Source organism: Halomicrobium sp. HArcht3-1 (assembly GCF_058933345.1).
Window position 1 is genome coordinate 367,092 of the sequence record NZ_JBZYDM010000004.1, and the last position, 20,880, is coordinate 387,971.

Annotated in this window: 24 protein-coding genes; 11 read left to right on the forward strand and 13 right to left on the reverse strand. The window is 65.7% G+C overall.

Annotated elements, in window-relative coordinates:
- Positions 1-92: 92 nt before the first annotated feature.
- A complete protein-coding gene (locus tag AC5FRW_RS09475) occupies positions 93-275 on the reverse strand; it encodes a DUF5786 family protein (RefSeq protein ID WP_493568198.1) in 183 nt (60 codons plus the stop codon).
- 87 nt (positions 276-362) lie between these two features.
- On the opposite strand from AC5FRW_RS09475, the gene AC5FRW_RS09480 reads away from it, so the two are divergent.
- Positions 363-1,235: a winged helix-turn-helix domain-containing protein gene (locus tag AC5FRW_RS09480; RefSeq protein ID WP_493568199.1), complete on the forward strand. Its 873-nt coding sequence runs from the start codon at positions 363-365 to the stop codon at positions 1,233-1,235.
- Between the two features lie 31 nt (positions 1,236-1,266).
- Here AC5FRW_RS09480 and AC5FRW_RS09485 read toward each other — a convergent pair whose 3' ends face one another.
- On the reverse strand, positions 1,267-1,839 hold the full coding sequence (locus tag AC5FRW_RS09485) for an NADPH-dependent FMN reductase (RefSeq protein WP_493568200.1): 573 nt from the start codon (positions 1,837-1,839) through the stop codon (positions 1,267-1,269).
- A 159-nt stretch (positions 1,840-1,998) separates the two neighbouring features.
- Between AC5FRW_RS09485 and AC5FRW_RS09490 the strand changes: the two genes are divergently transcribed.
- On the forward strand, positions 1,999-3,537 hold the full coding sequence (locus tag AC5FRW_RS09490) for an aryl-sulfate sulfotransferase (RefSeq protein WP_493568201.1): 1,539 nt from the start codon (positions 1,999-2,001) through the stop codon (positions 3,535-3,537).
- A gap of 33 nt (positions 3,538-3,570) precedes the next feature.
- On the opposite strand, the gene AC5FRW_RS09495 is transcribed toward AC5FRW_RS09490, so the two are convergent.
- Positions 3,571-4,407 (reverse strand): ZIP family metal transporter, encoded by an 837-nt coding sequence (locus AC5FRW_RS09495; protein ID WP_493568202.1) that lies wholly within the window; start codon positions 4,405-4,407, stop codon positions 3,571-3,573.
- A gap of 94 nt (positions 4,408-4,501) precedes the next feature.
- Here AC5FRW_RS09495 and AC5FRW_RS09500 point away from each other — a divergent pair, with 94 nt between their 5' ends.
- A complete protein-coding gene (locus AC5FRW_RS09500) occupies positions 4,502-5,800 on the forward strand; it encodes an aryl-sulfate sulfotransferase (protein WP_493568203.1) in 1,299 nt (432 codons plus the stop codon).
- Between the two features lie 18 nt (positions 5,801-5,818).
- On the opposite strand, the gene AC5FRW_RS09505 is transcribed toward AC5FRW_RS09500, so the two are convergent.
- From AC5FRW_RS09505 to AC5FRW_RS09520, 4 genes are all read right to left on the reverse strand, one after another.
- Complete coding sequence (locus AC5FRW_RS09505) at positions 5,819-6,958, reverse strand: site-2 protease family protein (protein WP_493568204.1); 1,140 nt, start codon at positions 6,956-6,958, stop codon at positions 5,819-5,821.
- A 74-nt stretch (positions 6,959-7,032) separates the two neighbouring features.
- Positions 7,033-7,398 (reverse strand): hypothetical protein, encoded by a 366-nt coding sequence (locus AC5FRW_RS09510; RefSeq protein ID WP_493568205.1) that lies wholly within the window; start codon positions 7,396-7,398, stop codon positions 7,033-7,035.
- 98 nt (positions 7,399-7,496) lie between these two features.
- On the reverse strand, positions 7,497-8,591 hold the full coding sequence (nirK, locus tag AC5FRW_RS09515; protein ID WP_493568206.1) for a copper-containing nitrite reductase: 1,095 nt from the start codon (positions 8,589-8,591) through the stop codon (positions 7,497-7,499).
- A 122-nt stretch (positions 8,592-8,713) separates the two neighbouring features.
- On the reverse strand, positions 8,714-10,063 hold the full coding sequence (locus tag AC5FRW_RS09520) for a hypothetical protein (protein WP_493568207.1): 1,350 nt from the start codon (positions 10,061-10,063) through the stop codon (positions 8,714-8,716).
- Between the two features lie 177 nt (positions 10,064-10,240).
- Here AC5FRW_RS09520 and AC5FRW_RS09525 point away from each other — a divergent pair, with 177 nt between their 5' ends.
- From AC5FRW_RS09525 to AC5FRW_RS09535, 3 genes are all read left to right on the forward strand, one after another.
- Positions 10,241-11,320 carry a radical SAM protein gene (locus AC5FRW_RS09525; RefSeq protein ID WP_493568208.1) on the forward strand — a complete coding sequence of 360 codons (1,080 nt, stop codon included), beginning with the start codon at positions 10,241-10,243 and terminating at the stop codon, positions 11,318-11,320.
- An 81-nt stretch (positions 11,321-11,401) separates the two neighbouring features.
- Positions 11,402-11,671 carry a DUF2249 domain-containing protein gene (locus AC5FRW_RS09530; protein WP_493568209.1) on the forward strand — a complete coding sequence of 90 codons (270 nt, stop codon included), beginning with the start codon at positions 11,402-11,404 and terminating at the stop codon, positions 11,669-11,671.
- Positions 11,668-11,925: a hypothetical protein gene (locus AC5FRW_RS09535; RefSeq protein WP_493568210.1), complete on the forward strand. Its 258-nt coding sequence runs from the start codon at positions 11,668-11,670 to the stop codon at positions 11,923-11,925. The genes AC5FRW_RS09530 and AC5FRW_RS09535 overlap by 4 nt, the downstream gene beginning before the upstream one ends.
- On the opposite strand, the gene AC5FRW_RS09540 is transcribed toward AC5FRW_RS09535, so the two are convergent.
- Positions 11,922-12,209 (reverse strand): cupin domain-containing protein, encoded by a 288-nt coding sequence (locus AC5FRW_RS09540; protein WP_493568211.1) that lies wholly within the window; start codon positions 12,207-12,209, stop codon positions 11,922-11,924. The genes AC5FRW_RS09535 and AC5FRW_RS09540 overlap by 4 nt on opposite strands.
- A 2-nt stretch (positions 12,210-12,211) precedes the next feature.
- The gene (locus AC5FRW_RS09545) at positions 12,212-12,445 is read right to left on the reverse strand and encodes a DUF2249 domain-containing protein (RefSeq protein ID WP_493568212.1); all 234 of its coding nucleotides are present in this window, start codon (positions 12,443-12,445) and stop codon (positions 12,212-12,214) included.
- Positions 12,446-12,500: 55 nt separating this feature from the next.
- Here AC5FRW_RS09545 and AC5FRW_RS09550 point away from each other — a divergent pair, with 55 nt between their 5' ends.
- Complete coding sequence (locus tag AC5FRW_RS09550) at positions 12,501-12,785, forward strand: DUF7998 family protein (protein ID WP_493568213.1); 285 nt, start codon at positions 12,501-12,503, stop codon at positions 12,783-12,785.
- A gap of 39 nt (positions 12,786-12,824) precedes the next feature.
- Here AC5FRW_RS09550 and AC5FRW_RS09555 read toward each other — a convergent pair whose 3' ends face one another.
- Positions 12,825-13,058 carry a DUF2249 domain-containing protein gene (locus AC5FRW_RS09555; RefSeq protein WP_493568214.1) on the reverse strand — a complete coding sequence of 78 codons (234 nt, stop codon included), beginning with the start codon at positions 13,056-13,058 and terminating at the stop codon, positions 12,825-12,827.
- 211 nt (positions 13,059-13,269) lie between these two features.
- Positions 13,270-13,920 (reverse strand): helix-turn-helix domain-containing protein, encoded by a 651-nt coding sequence (locus AC5FRW_RS09560; protein ID WP_493568215.1) that lies wholly within the window; start codon positions 13,918-13,920, stop codon positions 13,270-13,272.
- Positions 13,921-14,027: 107 nt separating this feature from the next.
- Here AC5FRW_RS09560 and AC5FRW_RS09565 point away from each other — a divergent pair, with 107 nt between their 5' ends.
- Together AC5FRW_RS09565 and AC5FRW_RS09570 are read left to right on the forward strand one after the other, a co-directional pair.
- Positions 14,028-14,441: an SRPBCC family protein gene (locus AC5FRW_RS09565; protein WP_493568216.1), complete on the forward strand. Its 414-nt coding sequence runs from the start codon at positions 14,028-14,030 to the stop codon at positions 14,439-14,441.
- Positions 14,442-14,493: 52 nt separating this feature from the next.
- A complete protein-coding gene (locus tag AC5FRW_RS09570) occupies positions 14,494-14,799 on the forward strand; it encodes a CGCGG family putative rSAM-modified RiPP protein (RefSeq protein ID WP_493568217.1) in 306 nt (101 codons plus the stop codon).
- 73 nt (positions 14,800-14,872) lie between these two features.
- Here AC5FRW_RS09570 and AC5FRW_RS09575 read toward each other — a convergent pair whose 3' ends face one another.
- Together AC5FRW_RS09575 and AC5FRW_RS09580 are read right to left on the reverse strand one after the other, a co-directional pair.
- Positions 14,873-17,158 (reverse strand): nitric-oxide reductase large subunit, encoded by a 2,286-nt coding sequence (locus AC5FRW_RS09575; RefSeq protein ID WP_493568218.1) that lies wholly within the window; start codon positions 17,156-17,158, stop codon positions 14,873-14,875.
- Between the two features lie 184 nt (positions 17,159-17,342).
- Positions 17,343-18,284, reverse strand: coding sequence for an AEC family transporter (locus AC5FRW_RS09580; protein ID WP_493568219.1), 942 nt, complete (start codon positions 18,282-18,284; stop codon positions 17,343-17,345).
- Positions 18,285-18,419: 135 nt separating this feature from the next.
- On the opposite strand from AC5FRW_RS09580, the gene thiE reads away from it, so the two are divergent.
- Complete coding sequence (thiE, locus tag AC5FRW_RS09585) at positions 18,420-19,055, forward strand: thiamine phosphate synthase (protein WP_493568220.1); 636 nt, start codon at positions 18,420-18,422, stop codon at positions 19,053-19,055.
- A 61-nt stretch (positions 19,056-19,116) separates the two neighbouring features.
- Positions 19,117-20,763 (forward strand): DUF7827 domain-containing protein, encoded by a 1,647-nt coding sequence (locus AC5FRW_RS09590; protein ID WP_493568221.1) that lies wholly within the window; start codon positions 19,117-19,119, stop codon positions 20,761-20,763.
- Positions 20,764-20,880 lie beyond the last annotated feature (117 nt).

The window sequence follows — 20,880 nt, forward strand, 5'->3', positions numbered from 1 at the left end:
ACCGTCACTGACGGGGGAAGTAGGGGTTGTGGTTTACCGACGCCAGTGCGCTCACTGTCGGTGGCGCACTAGCCAGCAGTCAAAGGATTGCCTCAGTCGTCGTCTTCGTCGTCGCGCATCTCGTCGAGTCGGCCGATCAGTTCGTCCTGATCGGCGTCGGACTCGAAGCTGATCTTGCCGTCGTGGTCGTTGTTGTGGACGTTGACGGCTTCGTCCTCGTCGATGTCGTTGTCTTGGTCCTTCTGCTCGGACTCGTCGTAGCTACCAAATCCCATGTCTACCATGGTGGGACTCACCCACTAAAGCGTCGTGGCTCGCTCGCAGTGCGTCAGGTATTCACCATCGCGGTGTGTGCTGTCGGTATGAGCGACGCTGGCGAGGACCTCACGCCCCACGACGCCTTCGCGTTGCTGGGCCACGACCTGCGGGTCGACATCTTGCTGGCGCTGAGCGAGGCCGATGGCCGGTCGCTGCCCTTCACCGAACTGCGCCAGCGCGTCGGCGAGCGCGACAGCGGGAAGTTCAATTACCACCTCTCGAAACTCGTCGACCGCTTTCTGGCCCACGACGCGGAGCGCGACGAGTACCGCCTCCTCTACCCGGGCCATCGGGTCATCGACGCCATCGAGAACGGCGTCTTCCACGAGCAGGCCGGTATCGCGGACGTGACTCTCGCCGGGACCTGCCACGACTGTGGGACTCCACTTCGGTTCGACTACGATACGACCCACGCCGCTCGTGTGTCCTGCCCGGACTGTGACCGCCTCGTGCTCGGCTTCCCGTTCGACCCCGGTGGCCTGACCGACCGGGACGGCCAGAGCGTCGCGACGGCGTTCGACCGTCGCACCCGGAACATGTGGGAACGAGCGCGTGCCGACGTGTGTCCGGTCTGTGCCGGCCACGTCGATGCCGAGTTGGTCCCCGGTGACGTGGACGAGGCCGCGACGCACGGTCTCCCCAGCCTCGTAGGCTTTGCCTGCACGCAGTGCAGTTTCTACTGCCACGTCCCGCCGGGCGCACTGCTCGTGACCCATCCAGAGGTCGTCGCCTTCCTCGCCGAACACGGCGTCGACGTGCGCGAGCGACGCCTGTGGGACCTCCCCTTCGTCGTCGACTCCGGGGCAGTCACCGTCGCGGCGACCGATCCCCGACGGGTCGCGGTGACGGTCACGGCCGACGGCGACGAACTGGTCGCGACGTTCGACGAGGCCGCGACCGTCACGGCCATCGAGTGACGAGCGACCAGTTCGTGTCCGGGCGCACCGCTCAATCGTCGGCCGTCGCGGCGGTCTGCGCTCGCTCGTTGGGCTGAATATTCGCGTAGGCGACGGCCTGCTCGCCGAGTTCGACGAGTCGCTCGTCGATGTCGTCCTCGAACGTCTCGCCGACGCTGTGGCTGTCGGTCACGCCGACCTGATGGGGGAGAACCCACGCGCCCAGCGTCCGCCCGACGGCCCGGAGATGATCGAGCGGGCGCGTCGGGAAGTCGCCGGCCGACACCGACAGCAGACCGACGGTGGTGTCTTCGAAGTCGTCGCCGCCGGCGTAGTCGAGTGCCGTCTTCACCAGCGAGGAGTACGAGCCGTGATACGTCGGCGTCCCGAGCACGACGGCATCGGCGGCGGCGAGGCGCTCGATCAGACGGGCCGCGTCGGCCGGCGTCTCGGCGTCGGGATCGAGCATCGGCAGGTCGTACTCGCGCAGGTCGAGCAGTTCGGTCCGGGCACCGCGTCCCTGCGCACCGTCGAGTGTTCGTTCGAGTGCCTGTCTGGTGACGCTTTCATCGCGCCGACTGCCGGCGACGCCGACGACCAGCGGTCCGCTGTCGGTTGTTGCCATACTCGGTCGGAGGGACCGCCGGCCACTAAATGTTCGCATAATTATGTTTCTGTAGCGTAGTTTACTGAACTGTGTTTCAGCAATCACTCGGCGTCGTCTCCTGCAAGGCAGCCATATATCACAAAAGACGTTTATTCTCGGGTTGACTGGTGACGAACCATGCAACGGTCTCGTGGGTTCGTTCTCGTCGTCGCCGGTCTCCTCCTGTTTTCGGCGACGATGGTCGTCAGTGCCGCGACAGCGCCGTCGCGCGATGTTAGCGCCGATGGGCCGTCGATATCCACTATTGAGTCGCCGACCGACACGGCGACGCCAGCATCGACCGCCTCGTCTTCGGACCGGCCGTCGACCGACACGGCGTCGGACGACTCGCCGACGGCCACCGCGACTCCAGCCCGGTCGAATCGCGTCCTGCTCGGGATTCAGGGCGGTGGGCCTGAGTGGAAACGCCACGGACAGGTCTCGCTGCTGTCCGAAGGTGAGATCGAGTGGCGCGTCTCCGATGCCGACAGCTACTTCGACGTGACTCGGCTGCCCAACGGCACCGTGATCGCCGGCTTCCACCACAACGACTACGAGGAGGGGTGTGCCCCCTACGATCCGCCCTGTACAAAGACCGGTATCCGGCTCATCGACCCGACCGGCGAGGGACCGCCCACGACGCGAACGATCTTCACGATGCCGGTGCGGACGGCCTTCAGCAGCGAGATCCACGACGTGGAACCGCTCGGTGACGGGCAGTTCCTCTTTACCGATATGGAGCACGAGCGCATCGCCATCGTCCAGCACGGGAACGTCACGTGGCAGTGGAACGCCAGCCAGTTCTACGACGCACCCGCGGACCCGACCCGGGTCGACTGGCTCCACATCAACGACGTGGACGTGATCAACGAGAGCCACTATCTCGTCTCCGTGCGCAACGCCAATCAGGTGCTCGTCGTCGAGCGGGGCGCGGGCGTCACCGAGGTCATCAACGCTGACCGGGGCGGCCACGACGAGGCCTGTACCGAACACCGCGGCATCGCGGACCACGACGGCGACGGCGACGTGACCTGTGGCAACCCCGAGATCATCGACGAGCAGCACAATCCCCAGTGGCTCGGGGGCGGTGCGGTGTTGATCGCCGACAGCGAGAACGACCGCGTCGTCGAACTTCACCGTTCCGACGACGGTGTCTGGGAACCCGTCTGGGCACTCTCGGAGGCCGGTGGCCTGTCGTTCAACTGGCCCCGTGACGCCGACCGCCTGCCCAACGGCAACACGCTCATCACTGACTCTCTCCAGAAGCGCGTCCTCGAAGTCGAACCCGACGGTGACGTGGTCTGGAGCCACGGGACGGACCTCATCCCCTACGAGGCCGACCCGTATCCGGCCGGTGAGTATCCCGGCCACCGGTTCGGTGCGGTCACGCCGACGCCGGAGCCAACTGCGACCGGTGCGCAGTCCGGGACGACGACCGCGACCCGGAGCGACGAGACCACCGCGACGCCCGGCGCACTCGAAACGGCCGCTGCCGAGCAGGTCGGCGATGTCGAGACGCGCGACACGACTGTCCCCGTGTTGTCGCTGCTGCTCGTCGGCATGAAGTCGATCGCGCCGTGGCTCCCGATCTGGTACACCGAGGCACAGATCGGCGCGACACTGCTCTCGATCGGACTGGTCGCCGCGGGGGGCATCGACAGCTATCGCCGGGACTAGGGCGGTCTCGCCGGCCGTCGCGTGCGCTCGGCACTAGCCAAGCGCGATGTCGAGGTACAGCATGACGATCACGCCGGCCATCGTCCCCATCGTCGCGATCCGCTCGTAGCCTCGCGTGTGGGTCTCGGGAACGATCTCGTCGCTGATGACGAACAACATCGCACCGGCGGCAAACCCCATCGCGTAGGGCAACAGTGGCTCGACGACGCTGACGGCGACCGCACCCAGCACCGCCAGTGGAATCTCGACCACACCTGATCTGATCCCGGCGAACACCGCGTACGAGCGACGATCCAGCCCTGCGTTGATCGCCGCCACCGACACTGCCAGTCCCTCGGGGACGTTCTGGATACCGATCGCCAGCATCAACGGGATCGCTTCGTCGACGTTGCCCGAGCCAAAGCCCACGCCGACGGCCAGTCCCTCTGGCATGTTGTGCAGCGTGATCGCCAGCACGAACAGGACGACGGCCCCGAGTCGCTCGTCGACCACCGGGAGCGAGTCGCCGGGATTTGCCGCGTCGGCCCGCCGACTGCCGGTCAGCAAGTAGTGGGCGTGGGGGACCAGCCGATCGGCCTGATCGAGAAAGAGCACGCCCAGCGCGACGCCGACGAGCGTCGGGAGTGGGTCGCCCCCGGAGTACTGCTCGATCCCGGGGATGATGAGACTCGTAAAGGCCGCCGCAAGCATGACGCCGGCAGCGAAGCCCAGCGCACCGTCGAGTGCTCGCTCCGACGGATCGCGCCAGACCAGCACCAGCGACGCGCCGAGGAGATTCAGGCTCGCGATGACGAGACCACCGACGAGACCCTGGACGACCGGGTCGGTTCCGACGACTCTGACGAACAACTCTGGCACCGACTGTAACATCGGCCGGACGTGCCGGGCCGAGTGGCTTGTAACTGTCGTCGAGACCTGCAGATCCCGGAACCCTTTTACTCGTTGTCGACCCAGTGCGCAATCAATGAACCGGAGACGCCGTGGGCTCGCACTCGTCGCGGTCGGACTCCTGCTGATCGGCGGGACGTTGCTGGTGAGTGGGGCGACCGCACCGGAACGCGCGACGACCGACGGTGACGAACGCCAAACGCTCGTCGGCGTACAGGGAGGCGGTCCCGGCTGGCACTCCTACGGCCAGATCTACCTGTTGGACGGCACCAACAAGACGTGGCAGGAAGACAGTGCCGGGAGCTACTTCGACGTGACGATGCTCCCGAACGGCTCGGTGATGGCGGGGTTCATGCACGGGGGCTACGAGTCGGGCTGTGGCCCGTACGATCCGCCGTGTGCCAAGACCGGCTTCCGGATCATCGATCCCGACGCCGAGGGCGGCCCGCAGGTCACCGCCGAGTACGCGTTCCCCGTCCGTACACAGGGCAACAGCGAGGTCCACGACGTGGAACGGCTGGACTCGGGCGAGTACCTCATGACCGACATGGACGCCGAGCGCCTGTTCACGGTCCGTAACGGCGAGGTCACGTGGGAGTGGTCGGCCAGTTCGTTCTACACCCCGCCCGAGGACCCGACGCGACGGGACTGGCTCCACATCAACGACGTGGACGTGATCAACGAGAGCCACTACCTCGTCTCCGTGCGCAACGCCAATCAGGTGCTGATCATCGAGCGTGGTGCCGGCGTCACCGAGGTCATCAACGAGGACAGCCCCGACGACAGCAGCTGTCTGGTTCGGGGCGACCAGCTCGTCCGCAGCGAATCCGGTGACGTGGCTCGGTGTGGCGACCCGGACGTACTGAACCACCAGCACAATCCGCAATGGCTCGGTGACGGCGCGATACTGGTCGCCGACAGCGACAACGACCGCGTCGTCGAACTCCACCGCACTGCGGACGGCGACTGGGAGCCGGCGTGGGTACTCGACCGCGCCGGCGGTCTCGCACTCAACTGGCCACGCGACGCCGACCGCCTCGACAACGGCAACACGCTCGTGACGGACACGCTCAACAAGCGCATCTTCGAGGTCACCGAGAACGGGACGGTCGTCTGGAGCGCGACGACCCAGTACATGGCCTACGAGGCCGAGCGCCTCCCCGAGGGCGAACGCACGGGCGCGGCGAAGTACGCCGTCGACGGCGACGTCGAGTCGCCCAACGAGGGCGTCCCCATCATTTCGACGGGGCTGACCGTCCTACAGGCCGTATTCCCATCGTTGCCGTTCTGGTTCACCGAGACCCAACTCGGGCTGTCCGTGTTCGGACTCGCTCTGATCGTCGGCGGCGGGATCGACCGCTGGCGCGCCGAGTAACCTCGTTTTCCAGTCCGTCTAGAAGGGATCGCCCCGCCCCAGCACCTTGCGCATCTCCAGTGCCGACGAGAAGTCGCGCCGCGAGATCATTCGCGTTCCCTCCGGGGTCGTGACGAACGCCTCCCCCGCGCGGGACTGATCGAGTTCGACGAGCGCGTCGAAGGCGGGCGTGGTCGCGTCGAACGTCGGCAGATCGGTCGCCATCAGGTCCCCGACGGTCGTCGTCTCCCGTTCCGCTGGCGGGACGGCCCGGAAGTCGTCGCTCGTGATCACGCCGACAACGTCACCGCCCTCGACCACTGCGAACTCCGTGCGACGGTCGGCAAACATCCGGGTCACCAGTTCCGACACCGACGCGCTGGCGTCGATAGTGGCGTCGGGCGCTGCGGTGAGATCGGCGACGGTCAGCCCTTCCAGCAAGTCCGCGAGTACGACCGTCCGCGACTCGCCACTGGCTGCACCGTAGATAAAGAGCGCCAGCAGGAGGAGCATCGGATTGAAACCGCCGAGCAAACCGGCGGCCCCGAAGAGGATCGCGAAGCCCTTGCCGACGCTCGCCGCCAGTCGCGTCGCGGATGCGTAGGGGCGATTGCGCGCCAGCAGCGCCCGCAGGACGCGCCCGCCGTCCATCGGGAACGCCGGCACCATGTTGAACACCGCCAGCACGACGTTGGTGACGGCCAGCCAGCCGACGACGAACACGAGCACTGGCTGGGTCGCCGGCAGGACGCTTACGCCGGCATAACAGGCCGCGCCGACGAGGATGCTCGTGGCCGGCCCGGCGACGGCGATCCAGAACTCCTTGTGCCACTCACGGGGGATCGATCCGAGGTTCGCCAGCCCGCCGAGAATCCACAGCGTGATCGATTCGACTTCGAGGTCGTAGCGCATCGCTGCCCACGCGTGGCCCAGTTCGTGCAGCGCGACGCTCCCGAACAGGCCGACCGCGGCCGCCGATCCGATCACCCACGGCGTCGAGCCAGCGGTCAGTGCGGCCATGTCGAGGGGCGCACCGGTCAGCCCCTCGATCAGGCCGGCGTACAGTTCGATCTGCTGGCCGCTGCCCAGCAGCCACGCGAAGATCGGCAGCACGACCAGCAAGGAGATATGGATCTTGATCGGGATGCCCCACACCGACGTAACCGTGAACGAGCGCATACGTGGTCGTCGGCTTCCGTGGGGTTATGTCTCGGGGTCGTGACAACGGGTGTCGACGCCAAAGTGGGGCGGGACTACGCGCCCGCAACACCGAGTGCGCCGACGCCGCCGAGGAGCGGACTCAGAAGGGTCAGCACGATCACCGACGCGATCCAGGCTACCAGCGCGATGCCGGCGGCGTTGACCCAGCCGCCGGGATAGCGGGCGTTGATGATGCCGAGGTAGACAACGAGGCCCAGCACCGTCGCGAGCAGGCCGCCCAGGAATGGAATCCAGCCCACCAGCAACGAGACGATGGCCCATCCGAGCGCGCCAAAGAGGGCCGTCCACACCGCGTGTTCGAAGTCACCCTCACCGGTGAGCACGCGCGCACCGACGTAGATACCCAGCCCACCGATCAGGAGACTCACGACGAACGTGACGATCGTTCCAAGGACCATACCGCTGCTCGGAGTGGCGGACATACATAGTTTCTGGGCGGACGACTTCGGACCGGCAGTGTTGTCAGGCCGGGACGGTGGGTCCACACCGACGCCGCTCAGACCTCGGGGTTGAACACCTCGTGGTTGGCCTCGCCCTCGCGCATGATGACGGCCATGTTGCCTTTGCGAGCGACCCGCGAGAGGGCGTGATCGACGAGCTTGATCGGGCCGGGCACCTCGGCGTGCAAGGTCGCGACGACCGTCGAGCCGGGCTTGACCGGCGTCGTCTGGACGTTGACGTGGGGGTCGCTCTGGGTCGCGCCCTGTGGGTACACCTCGTCCCAGACGGAGCCGATTGGGTGGAAGCTCGAATCGAAGTTCGGGCCGCCGACCGCGAAGAACACCCGGGCGGTGTCACCCACCTGCATCGTCGGCGAGCCGTGCACGTCGGGCGTGATGGCGTACTTCTCGCCGTTCGTGAGGACGTAGGTCGGCTCCTCTTTTTTCATCGCGTCGATGCTGAAGTCGTGGTGGCCCTCCTCGCCGGCTTTCCCCGTGGTGTACAGCTCGTGCTGGCCGAAGTAGAACTCGTGGTCCACTTCGGGCAGCCCCTCCTTCGGCTCGACGAGGATCATGCCGAACATCCCCGAGGAGATGTGCATATCGAGGTTCGGCACCGCGCAGTGGTAGATGTACGAGCCGGCGTAGGTCGCCTTGAACCGGAAGGTCGCGGTCTCGCCGGGTGCGACCATCGACGCCTCTGCGCCGCCACCGGGACCTCGCACCGCGTGGAGGTCGATGTTGTGGGGCATCGAGTTGCTCTCCTCGTTGGTGACGGTGAGTTCGACGGTGTCGCCCTTCCGGACGCGGATCATCGGGCCGGGAATCTGCCCGTCGAAGCTCATGTACGTGTAGGTGACGCCGGGTTCGATCTCAGCGACCTGCTCTTTGGTCGTGAGTTCGATCTCGTGGGTTTTCGGCTCCGACCGGTCGATCGGGTCCGGGATGTCCGTCGGGTCGGCAGCGATACGGTCGACGTCAGTGCTCTGTGCGGCGTTCATGTTTGGCTCCTGTGGGGTGGTTCGTTTGGTGGTCGTCGCTTCACTCGCCTGCTCGGCTCCGGGCGAGGAGCAGCCGGCGAGGGCGGCGGTTCCGCCGACGCCGAGTGCTTTCAGAACGCGTCGTCGGGTTGCCTCTGGTATGGTTGACATGGTTTCGAGTCACCGCGGAACGGACTCCGCTGTACAGTTTGGGATTCGTGCTGGTGTGTCATAGGGGGGTCAGAGAGTTCCCAACCGTCGAGAAGGCCACGCGAAGATGTTCTCTCCCCGGTTTATGTGTCTCCGTCCGACACGGATCGACGCGGACTGAGCGATCCAAGCACCACTCGGTCCAGTGGGTCCGGGCCGTGTTCGTGGACGACCACCACGAGATTCGCGGCAAAGACAGCGGCGGCCAGTGCCACACCGACACCGCCGACACCCAGTAGGAGCGACGGGTCACCCACCATCTGGGCCGCCACGAGACAGAGCGTGCCGCCGACCCAGAGCGACCCGTCGAGGACAGCGAGCCGGTCGTCGTACAGGTCGTCGACCATCGGCACTGCTTCGAAGCCCAGCCGGTCGCTGTACTGCTCGACCCAGACGATGAACGGGACGATGTGGTACAGGGTGCCGACGAGCACCAGTCCGATCACGCCCAGAACGAGCAGGTGCATGGAACCGCTGGCACCGAACAGATGGGCGCTGGCAGTCGGTGCCCGTACCCATGCCGGGACTGTCCACACAGCCCACGCGGCGAGTGCGACGGCGACTGCGCCATATCGGGTGTGCATTGGCTGGCGTTCGACTCGCATCTCGAACAGCCGTCGCCCGAGCACGACACTCATCGCGAGGGCAGCCACGACCACGAGCAGGCCACCGACTCGCGAAAGCGGGACCGAACCGACGAGTCGCCCCCCAGCCAGTGCCACGACACCGAGTGGATGGCCGACCGCTTCGACCGGCTGCAAGTGGTCGTCGATCCCGTGCAGTTCGGTCTGCGTGAACATCGTCCCGAGCTGGTAGAGGGCCCCGTAGATCGTCGTCAGCACGGCACCGAAGATAGCTAGTGTCGCGTGTGCCTGCCTGATGTTGTCGTGCTCGACCGGCAGGTGGGGCGTGATCGGGACCGTGAAATCGACGGCGAGCACCAGCCCGAACAGCGTCACGAGAACGAAGAACGCGAGTGCGTACGCGAAGTGCCGCTCGGTCACGTCGTACGCGTCGAGGGCTGCGAGCGTTCGTCCGATGTTGTACGCGAACGTCCAGAACCCGGCGAGCATGAGGACCCCGAATGGCGGCAACCACGCCATCTCGCCGAGTACGAGCGTGACGGCGAGGCCGCTCACGCCGCCGACGACGAGCCACAACTGGACCGTCGCCAGCCGGTGTGAGTACAGTGACGTGCCCGACCACACCGGGACGAACTGGGTCATTGCTCCCATGATCGTCACGCAGACCCATCCAACGAGCAGGACGTGGACGTGTGCGAGTGTGGCGAGTCCGGGCAGGATGTCGGCGACGAGACCGAGGCCGACGAGGGTCCCGGCACAGAGAAACGACAGCGCGACGACGAAGTGCCCCAGCGGGACCGTCAGCGGGAGGTCGGTGTCCGTGTCGAGATTTCCGGGGACGGCGGTCATACTCCCCCACGCAATCGCTCGCTGTCTCTCGTTTCGACGACGCCGACGATCGGTCGAGACATGGTGGCACTACCGCCCGGCCGGTGGAGTAGCTACGGCCGAACATCTTCGCCACTCGTTCCCGTCGGGCGGGAACCCGGACCGGCAGCTATGGTTCGACGGGCGCTACTGCCGTCTATGCGACCGCCAACGGACACGGCCGAGCGGCCGATGGTTCTCATCTGGGAGGTCACGCAGGCCTGTGAACTGGCCTGTGAGCACTGCCGGGCCGATGCGATGCCGGGTCGTCATCCCGACGAACTCTCGACAACCGAGGGCAAGGCGCTGCTCGACGACGTGCGATCGTTCGGGGAGGGCCAACTGGTCGTACTCTCAGGGGGCGACCCGATGCAGCGACCGGACCTCGTCGACCTCGTCGAGTACGGCACCGACATCGGCCTCACGATGACACTGACCCCGAGCGGCACGAGTTCGCTGACGCGGGATCGAATCGAGGAACTGGCGGCGGCCGGACTCAGACGTGTCGCCGTGAGTCTCGACGGCGCGACCCCCGAGGCACACGACGACTTCCGCGGGGAGATGGGCAGCTTCGAGGAGACGATGCGGGCCGCTCGCGGGGCAAAGCAAGCGGGGCTCCCGCTCCAGATCAACACGACCGTCTGTGCGTGGACCGTCGACGACCTCCCGGCTATCGCCGACGTGGTCGAGCAACTGGGGGCTGTCCTCTGGAGCGTCTTCTTCCTCGTGCCCGTCGGCCGGGGCCGCGTTCTGGACCCGATCACGCCCGAGCGGGCCGAGCGCGTGATGTCGTGGCTCCACGACGTTCGCACCGACGTGCCCTTTGGCATCAAGACGACCGAGGCCCCACACTACCGGCGGGTCGGCATCCAAGGCCGCGAGCGCTCGGCGGACGACCAGCCGTCGGGTATGGATCGGCGTGCCGGTATCATCGCCGGCGACGGGTTCGCCTTCGTCAGTCACACCGGCGAAATCTACCCCTCGGGTTTCCTCCCCGAGGCTGCCGGCAACGTCCGGACGGACGACATCGTCGACGTGTATCGTCACGCCGATCTGTTCGAGGCCCTTCGAGACCGGAGCCGCCTCTCGGGGAAGTGTGGCGTCTGTGCGTATCGACACGTCTGTGGGGGCAGCCGGTCCCGGGCCTACGCCACGACCGGCGATCCACTCGCGAGTGACCCCCTCTGTGCGTACGTGCCGGACGACTGGGACGCGGGGACAGAGACCGTCGGCGACTGACGGCCGGGCACCGGAGCCAGCCCGGGATGGGCGAACATCTTCGGGAAAATTACCCCCCGGCTGTGTGTCCTACGATGACCCATGAGCGAGCCAGACGACTCTGTGCTGGACCGGACCGACGCACCGACGGACGCACCGGTCGAAACCCTCGACGTGCGCCAACTGGGTCCACCCAAGCCACTCCGAGAGACGCTCGAACTGTTGCCGGAACTGGACGACGAGACGGTCGTGATACAGTACAACGACCGCGCACCCCAGCACCTCTATCCGAAACTCGACGACCGCGGGTACAGCTACGAGACCATCACGGAGACGGCCGTGACGACGACGATCATCTGGAAACAGCGATGACAGAAACAACAGCCGACGGCGACGCGCTGGCGCTGCCCGCGGACGCCGACGCGATTCGGGACGAACAGGTCGAGCGTGCACTCAGACGACTGGACGCCCGTGGCGGACTCACACCTCGCCAGCGAGCGACCATCGAACGGCTGGCCGACCGTCTCGTGGTCTCGCTCCACGGACTGTGTGGGGCCGACACCAACGCCATCGACAGCGCGGACACTGCCGACGGGGACAACGACCGTCCCCTGTGTTCGGATTAGGGCTTGGCGAGCACCACCAGCGCTCTCGCATCCGTCCGAGCGTACGGTTCGATGTCACAGTCGCCGTCGAAGCGGCTTATTTCTCCGGCCCGAAGGGTCGTCGTCTCGCCGTCGAGTGAGAGTTCGATCTCGCCCGAGAGGACGTGAAAGAGGACCACACGGTCGGGATGGGAGTGGGCCGGCACGCGCTCGCCGGCGTCGAGCGAGAGTACCACCGTCCGGGGTTCGCCGTCGAAGAGGGACCGACGGCCCGTCTCGTCGCCGTCGACAGTCGCTCGCTGCATGGTCACTGTTTGGGCAGGGTCGCCACGAACTCGTTTGCTCCCCGACGGTCACAGCTGTAGCCGTCGGCGTCGAAGGCGTCGACCTCGGCCTGAAACTCGTAGAACAGCGGTTTGGGTTCGTGGTCGTTGACGATTTCGAGGCTCTCGCCGCTCTCTAACTCCGCGAACGCAGCGTGAATCTTCGGGTGTCGTTCCGGTGGCGGTACCTCGCGCAAGTCCAGTGTCGTCGTTGGCATACGACCGACGATACCCGCCCCCACGCCGAGGGTCTTCGGACGAACACGTTCGGGAATGTGGGTCGCCATCGCCGTCGCCTTAGCCACGCGTAGGCACATCTCGAGGCCGCTCTCGACTGGCGACGGCGTTCTGTCCACAGAGTGGAACGCTCTCTGTCGGGGGATACGTGCGTTCAACGGTGAAACCGACCGCCACGAGTACGACCGTCTCCGCGGTCGGGTCGCGCCGATGCACCACGACGCACCCGCGATCAACGACCAGCTGAGACAGCAAGAGACGACCGTCACGGCTGTCGATTACTCACCGGCCGACAGCGCTCGGTTCGATAGCGACTCCTGAAACGGGAGCCACGTCGACCGACGGTCGAGATGTCCCCGTTCAGCGGGCCGCCTCGGGTTCGTGTTTTACCCGGACGTGCCATTCGTCCTCGGCGACCTGCTCGCTCTCGTACTCGAACCCGCGGCTCGTCAGCACGTCGTACAGCGGCACGGGCTCGAAACTGCTGATCAGTTCCAGCGTCGCTCCGTCGTCGAGTTTTCCCAGGCTGGTCACGATGTCGTCGAACGGTTCGCCTTCGATCTCTCGAACGTCGAGTACGGTGTCGACCGCCATATAGTGGGTCTTTTGACGACAGCCGCGTAGCACTTCTCACGAACTGGTTCGCCATCCTGCTGGCTGTCCCTCGATGACGACGTTCGTGAGCGGGGTCCCAGATCCCTTCCAACAGTTACAGCCAGCCATCTCATACTGCCGGCTGTAACTGTTTCAAGATATTCGCGACCACGGGGTCGCGAAATTCTTCACAGACGTACAGCCGGCAGTATCACTCGAACGCCAGATCGTCGCCGATCTCTTGCTCGACGAACGATTTGATGATCGCTTCCTCGGCCCGATGGAGGGTCGTCGAACACGTGGACTTCGCGATCCCGATCCGCTCTGCACACTCGGTCAGTGACGCCTGACGGGGCGTGTCGTAGTAGCCGGCCTCGACCGCTTCCGAGACGACCTCTCGCTGGCGCTCGGTCAACAACTGCTCGCGGTCCGCGTCCTGGCGAATGTATTCCACTGAAAAGGCGATGCCGAACTCCTTGAGTTGTTCGCCCAGTTTGGAGAGCTGATCGGTCGGGGCCGTCACGTCCAGCGTCACCGCTCCGTCCCTGATGTCGAACGGCATTTCGAGGGGGACGTTCGACGCCCGGGCCGGCAACAGTAACAGTGGGTTCGACGTCTCGAACTGCAGCAGTCTCTCGTCGTCTTGCCGCTGGAGCGTCTCCATTGCCGTGATGTCGTCCTCGGCCTGCATCGCGGTGACGACGGCATCGGCGTCCGCGCCGGTGATCTCGATCAGTCCAGTCCCTGACAGCCCGTCGGGGATCGCCGCGAGCACCCGAATCTGGGTCTCGGGATAGCGTCGGGTGATCTCACCGAGCCAGACCTCTTCGGGGACGGTGAGGGTAAGCTTCGCGTTCGGCATACGTGACAGTACTCGATCCCCAGTAGCATCAGTGTTGTCGAACATGTTCGCCATCACGCTCCCGACACTCCCCAACGAAGTTGCAGGTGAGGCGTCTATCGACCACCATGGAGACTGTTACCGTAACTGAGACGTTCGATACCGACATCGACCACCTTCGGCGTCTGATGACCGACATCGGTCCGTTCATGCGCGCCGCCGGGTTCGACGACGTGACCGTCGACGGCGACATTGTCACGATCACGAACCACGTCGGACTCGCGACGATCGAACTGGAACTGGCCGTCATCGAGGACGACGACGCGCTGCTGGCGTACGAACAGCGCGACGGTATCTTCGAGGAGATGGTGACCCGGTACACAGCGACGGAGAGCGAGGCGGGCATCGAAGTCGAGGCGACGACGGAGTTCGCAGTACAGGCACGACTCGTCGGTCCCATCCTCGATGCCACGGTCGTCTCCCGACAGCGCCGCCGCGAACTCGACGCCCAGTTCGAGTATCTCGCTGCCCAGTCCGCGTAAGCCGAACACGTTCGGCAGACGGGCTACCACGCGCCGCGACGAACGTTTCTCTATGTCCGAGCACTCCCACGACGCAGTCGAACCGGTGACCGACCACGACCACGACAATTCCTGGTCGGCCAATCTCGAAAAGCCGGTCCACGGCGACGACGAAGCGCTGGTCCGGTCACAGGCGGCGACGGCCATCGAACGGACTGAGCCGGGCAACCACGTCAATCTGGTCACCCACGCCGACCACGGCCACCCGGAGACGTACCTGTTTGCCCATCTCGACGCCGCCTACGGCGACAACATCGAGATGGAGTACGTCAAGCAGTGTGGCTGTGGCGGCCACGTCACTCGCGTCCACGTCCAGTAACACGGCTGTTTTCCCCGTCGTGTCTCGCGGTCACGAAAAATAGCCGGTGCCGTTTCGAAATCCGCCGGCCGACTCAGTCGTCGCCGAGGACCCCCTCAGCGACGGCCATGTCGTCGACCCCCGGATCGTCCGCCGACTGGCGGAGGACGAACCGCTTGCGCACGAGGTCTGCCACGTAGAGCACCGTTCCGAGGATGATGAGCGTATCACCGGGGAGACGCGCCCAGAACAGCGTCTGGATGATCTCCTGATTGTAGAACGCGAGGCTTCTGCCGGCGTCGTAGGTTCCGGTGAACACCGCTTCTAGCTGGAGGAATCCGACCGGGAGGACCGAGACGAAGACCATCAGCGCAAGCCCAACGTTCCAGCACCAGAAGGCCCCGCGGAGCCACGAGCCGTCCCAGCGGTCCGGTTCGATGGCGATCTGGAGCATGTAGGCGACCATCCCCAGCGCGAGGAAGCCGAAGGCACCGAACATCGCGGCGTGTGCGTGGCCGACCGTTAGATAGGTGCCGTGTTCGTAGTAATTGATCAGTGGGAGATTGATGAAGAACCCGAGCACGCCCGCGCCGACGAAGTTCCAGACGCCACTGGCGATGATGAACATGAACGGGAGCCGGTAGGGGAAGGTGCCGCTCTCGTTCATGGCCCGGTACTGGCCCAGTGCCTCGTAGAGGATGAACACCAGCGGGATCAGTTCGAGCGTCGAGAAGACGCTCCCGATAGGCACCCACATGTCCGGCATGCCGACCCACCAGTAGTGGTGTGAGACCCCGATGACGCCGGTACTCATCACCAGCAGCGCCTGTAACATCACCGCCTTCTCGGCACTCCGACGGCTCAGGAGGTTCATCGATACCAACGTCAGTCCAACGATGGCGACGATGAAGAACTCGAAGGCCCCTTCGACCCACATGTGGACGACCCACCAGCGCCAGAACTCCGTCACCGCGATGTTGGTCTCGGGCGTGAAGAAGAAGCCGGCGGTAAACAGCAGGGCGATCGAGCCACCGGCGTACAGGATCATGTGCGCGAGCCCGTACGGCGGTTCCCTGTCGAGCAGCGGCTTCAGTCCGCGAACGGAGAGGGCAGCCCAGAGTCCGAATCCGAGGAGGAGACCGACCTGCCAGAGCTTCCCGACTTCGAGGTACTCCAGTCCCTCGTTGCCCACGAGCCACCACAGCGCGCCGTCGAGGTAGCCGTTCGCGCCAAGCCAGATGCCACCGAGACCGCCGACGGTGACGACGACGATCGCGCCGAGCAGGCCGTCGACGAGCGTGGACTGGTGTTTCGGCTCGTGACCGGTCAACAGCGGCGGCAGGAACAGCCCTGCGCCGAGCCACGTCGCGGCGATCCACAGGATACCGAGATCGATGTGCCACGTCTTTGCGATCGCGAAGGGGAGCAGTTGGAGGATGTGGACGCCGAATATCTCCTCGATTCCGAAGAACCCGGCCCGTTCGATGTAGAAGTGTGCGAGCAATCCGCCGAGCATGACCTGTGCCAGGAACAGTCCGGCGGCGACCGGCACGAACCGTAACGCGGATCGCTGGCTCGGGAACACGCTCACGTCGCCCGGTTCGGGGACCGACAGTCCCTCGGTCGATGGCTCGGGGAGTCGAACCGAGTTGTACAGCCAGATGCCGAATCCGGCACCCGCGACCAGCAGCACCATCGCGACGACGCTCCAGATCATCGCCGCGCCGGTGGCGTCGTTGCCGGCACCGGGCGCGTAAGGCCACTCGTTCGTGTAGGAGTGGTCACCGCCGGGACGATCCGTGTGGGAGAACCACGCCGTCCACAGCGCGAAGTCGGCGAACTGGCGCGCCTCGGATTCGCTTTCGATCATTCCCGCGGGCACACCACGCTCGTGGCTCCCGTCGTGGTAACGCTCGACGTACTCTTCGCGGATCTGCTCGTGAGCGTACAGTTCCGCCGCCGAGTACTCGATGTTGCCACCGTCGTACTGCTCGCTCATGTCGGCGCGGACGACCTCGTCGACCGCGGCCTGCTGTTCGGATTTGAGCGCGGTGTATTCGTCACCGTACCGTTCCTGTGCGTAGTAGGACTGCATGAACTCCGTCTTCAGGTCGAGCGCGTCGGCAGTGTAGTCCTCGCCGTAGTACGCGCCGTTCCCGAGAATCGACCCGTGGTTCATCAGCCCGTTGCGCTGGAAGGTCTTTTTCCCGTCTCTGATGTCTCCGTCGGTGACGATGGTCTGCCCGTCCGGTCCGACGACTCGATCGGGAATCGGTGGGGCTTCTTGATACGCGAACCACGCGCCACCGCCCATTACCACGAGATTGAACACGAAGGCCACCGCGATGACCTTCGCGATCGTCTTTCGCTGTAGCTCCATATTTCGACGTACCCATGTGAGTAGCAAAGTCGACGTGCCGAACATGTTCCTGCCATACGGACGGTTGTCGTTGCGTACCGGTGAGCGTCGCCACGGGGGAGACGCTCACCGGCACATCGCTACAACCGTCCGTATCACTCCCTGCTCGCTCGCCGCGAGCGGGGCCGCGGATCGGTCGGCGTCCCTACGTGGTCAGCGACAGGAAGGCAAACAGTGCGAGAATCGAGACGACGGTCGTCGCGAAGACGTTGACCGAGGCAAAGCCCTCGTCACCGCCCAGTTCCGCGGCGTAGACGTACGTCGACACTGCCGTCGGTGCGCCGAACATCACGACACCGGCGTTGCGCGTCAGCGGCTCCGTCCCCAGTCCCGTGAAGACGAGCCACGCGACCAGCGGCATCGCCAGCACTTTCAGGCCGACGACGACGCCGGTCCGGGAGAGGGGAATCTCGTGGCCCTGCGGGTCGAGCGAGCCACCGACCGCGAGCAACGCCACCGGCAGCGCGAGCGTCGCGAGCCACCCGAGTCCGGTGTCGGCAGCCGCCGGAATCCCTTGCTCCACTGTCGCGAAGCCAAGCCCGACGGCCAGCGTCAGCAAGATCGGATTCGTCGCGAGGCTCCGTAGCTCGCCCGCCAGATTCGCTTCGGTGTCGTTCAGTCGCACCAGCACGAGGATCGTCGCCGGGATCTGGACGAGCGCGCCGAGTCCGAGGATGACGCTCGCGGTCCCTGCGGCGGTCGACCCCAGCGTCGCCGCGACCACCGGCAGGCCGAAGTAACCGAAGTTACCGTGGTACGACTGGATGACGGCGACGCTGCGGACCTCGTCGGGACCGTCCCGGTTCGCCAGCCACGCGAGCGCCAGTAGCGTCCCCAGCACGAGGACTAGCCCGACGACCAGTTCGACCGAGAGCAGTTCTCCCAGTCGTTTGTCGTACGTCGAACGGAACACGAGCGCCGGCAGGAGGACGTAGAACGCGAACTGTCCCAGCCGTTCGTTGCGGTGGTCGGTCAGCACGCCGAGTCGGCGGCCCACCAGTCCTGCCCCCACGAGCGCGAGCATGTATCCGAATCGGCCCACCAGCCCGAGGTCGGTCCCCGCTGCGATCCGCGCCAGCAGCTCCATATCGTCACCAGCCGATCAGTACGTTTCACTCTTTATTTTCGGGTGTTGTTCCTCGGCGACCGGCATCGTGAGCGGTCCCACGTTCGTCCAGCCCGGAACGCAAGAGTGAGGGCGATGCCACCGTCACTCGCTCGCATGGACTACTCCGTCTACCTCGTCACGGGTGCGAGCCAGTCGGCGGGCCGGACGACCCCGGAGATCGTCGCGGCGGCCGTCGAGGGCGGCGTCGGCCTCGTCCAGTTGCGCGACAAAGACCGGCCGGTCCGCGAACGGCTCGAAGTGGGTCGCGAACTCCGCGAGCAGACTCGCGCGGCCGGTGTCCCGCTACTGGTCAACGACCGGATCGACCTCGCACAGGCTATCGACGCCGACGGCGTCCATCTCGGTGACGACGACCTCCCGATCGACGTGGCCCGTGACCTGCTGGGACCGGACGCAATCGTCGGTCGTTCGGCGTCGTTCGTCGCGGACGCCCGCGCCGCCGAACGGGCCGGTGCGGACTATCTGGGCGTCGGCGCAGTGTACGGGACCGGGAGCAAGGACGACATCGACGACGAGGAGTACGCCGTCGGTCCCGAGCGTGTCGCCGCCATCGCCGACGCCGTCTCGATTCCCGTCGTCGGCATCGGCGGCATCACGGCCGACAACGCCGGCCCGGTGATCGAGGCAGGGGCTGACGGCGTGGCGGTCATCTCCGCGATCACGGCGGCCGACGACCCGGCCGCGGCGACCCGGCGGCTGGACGAGGTCGTCGACAGCGTGCGAGGGTGACGAAGCGACCGGTCGCTGGCGTCCGTAACGTTCATCACTCTTCTTTCAGATAAGATACACAATGTTCGATACCCCGCTCGGCACCCGGTCCCAGCGTCGCTGTCTGGCGACCGTGTGTCTGGTCCTCGTCGTCTGTTTGCCGTCCCTCGCCGGGGTGGTCGGCGCTACCCACCCGACCGGCACGACCGCAGAAACTGCGACGACGCTCGATACCGCGTGTTCGTCCGGGGCTGGCCCAGCCATCGACACCAGTGCTGGCGCGTCGCTTCGCCGTCCCGTTCCGAACGAATCGCGTGACCTGACCGTTGCGATCGGTGACGTGGCGGTCGTCCCGCTGTCGGTCCCCGACGGGCAAGCGACGACTGTCGCCGTCGGGAATGCCAGTCGCGGTGGTGCTCGCCTCGCCGTCGACGACGACGGTGACGGGACCGTCACACTGCTGATCAACACTTATCTCGCTGCCGACAGCGAGCGTCTCGACGGAACGTTCCGGGTCCGCGGTGGCGATACTGTGACCGTCACCGAACCGCTGAACACGACGCTATCGCGGGGCACCCATCCCGTGGTTGCCCTCCAGAACGGTGTCACCTTCGACCGCGAATCGCTCACCGTCGAAGGCGCTTCGGTCGGAAAGGCAACGGTCTACCGTGGTCTCCCGCAGGTGTACAACGCCACCAACGCCAGCGACCTCCGTGCTGCCATGCGGTCGGGACGCATCCAGCCTGCCACGGGGTCACCGCCACAGATCATCGAGGGCGAGACTGGCATCCTCGAGATCGACGCGCCCAGTCTTCTCGGGATGCTGGCGACACAGCAGTGGAATTTGACGGAGCAAGAGTTTTACGACGAACTCATCGAGTACGATGAGCCAGAACGAATCGATATCGAAGGACCTTGCGGCGGGATCCGTCTCCCCAAAGCACTTGCGGACGGTCACGCCCGGGTGGTTCTCGATTTCCGCGAGGGTGTCGCGTATCTCCTGCTCGAATCAGATGCCGTCGTCGACTACCGCGGTCAGTCGTTGTTAGCCGAGATCTACCCGGATAGCCCACTGGTCGACCGGGACGACGAACTGGAACGCTGGACGGATTTCGGGATCACCGACAGTCAGCCCCGGCTTTGGCGGACCGACTCGCACACGATCCGGCTCCCGAACGAGTCGTCGGTCGGTTTCGGTAGCGATACGGACCTGTTACCAGGGTCACGGATCACGGTCACACTCAAGCGGGGCGACGAGTGGGACGCGCCGACTGTGGCACGGACCACCACCACGGTCGACGAGCGGCAAACGTTCTCCGTTGCCTACGACCTCTCGAACGCGTCGGGTAAGCAGCTCTACTCCGTGGAAACGAGCGGTGTACACCCGACACCCCCTAGGATGGCGACACAGACCTCCACAGCGACGACGACACCGACCCCGACGCTCACGACTACCGCGACACAGACCGCCAGTCGAACACCCACGCCACGACAGACACCGACAGCACGAACGCCCACGCCTACGGACCGTCCGTCTCGCCAGTCGACCGACCGTGTGCAGTCCGAGACATCGTCGACCGGTCCCGAGTCGGAGACTGTCTCCCGGTCCGGGCGGACGATGCAAACGACAGACACCCCACGAACGACCGCCGACGGGCCGGGACTGGACATGCGCTCGGCACTCGTCGCTGCCGTCGCCATCGCAGTCTTGCTCGTCAGTCGACGGTGACCGGGGGCCGCTACGCGACACTGTGGCGCACAAGCACGGCTGTAGACCGTCTGTCGCCGGACCCACACCGTCGACCGTGACAGAGACCGACGCCGTTTTAGGCCCTGACTGGATAGT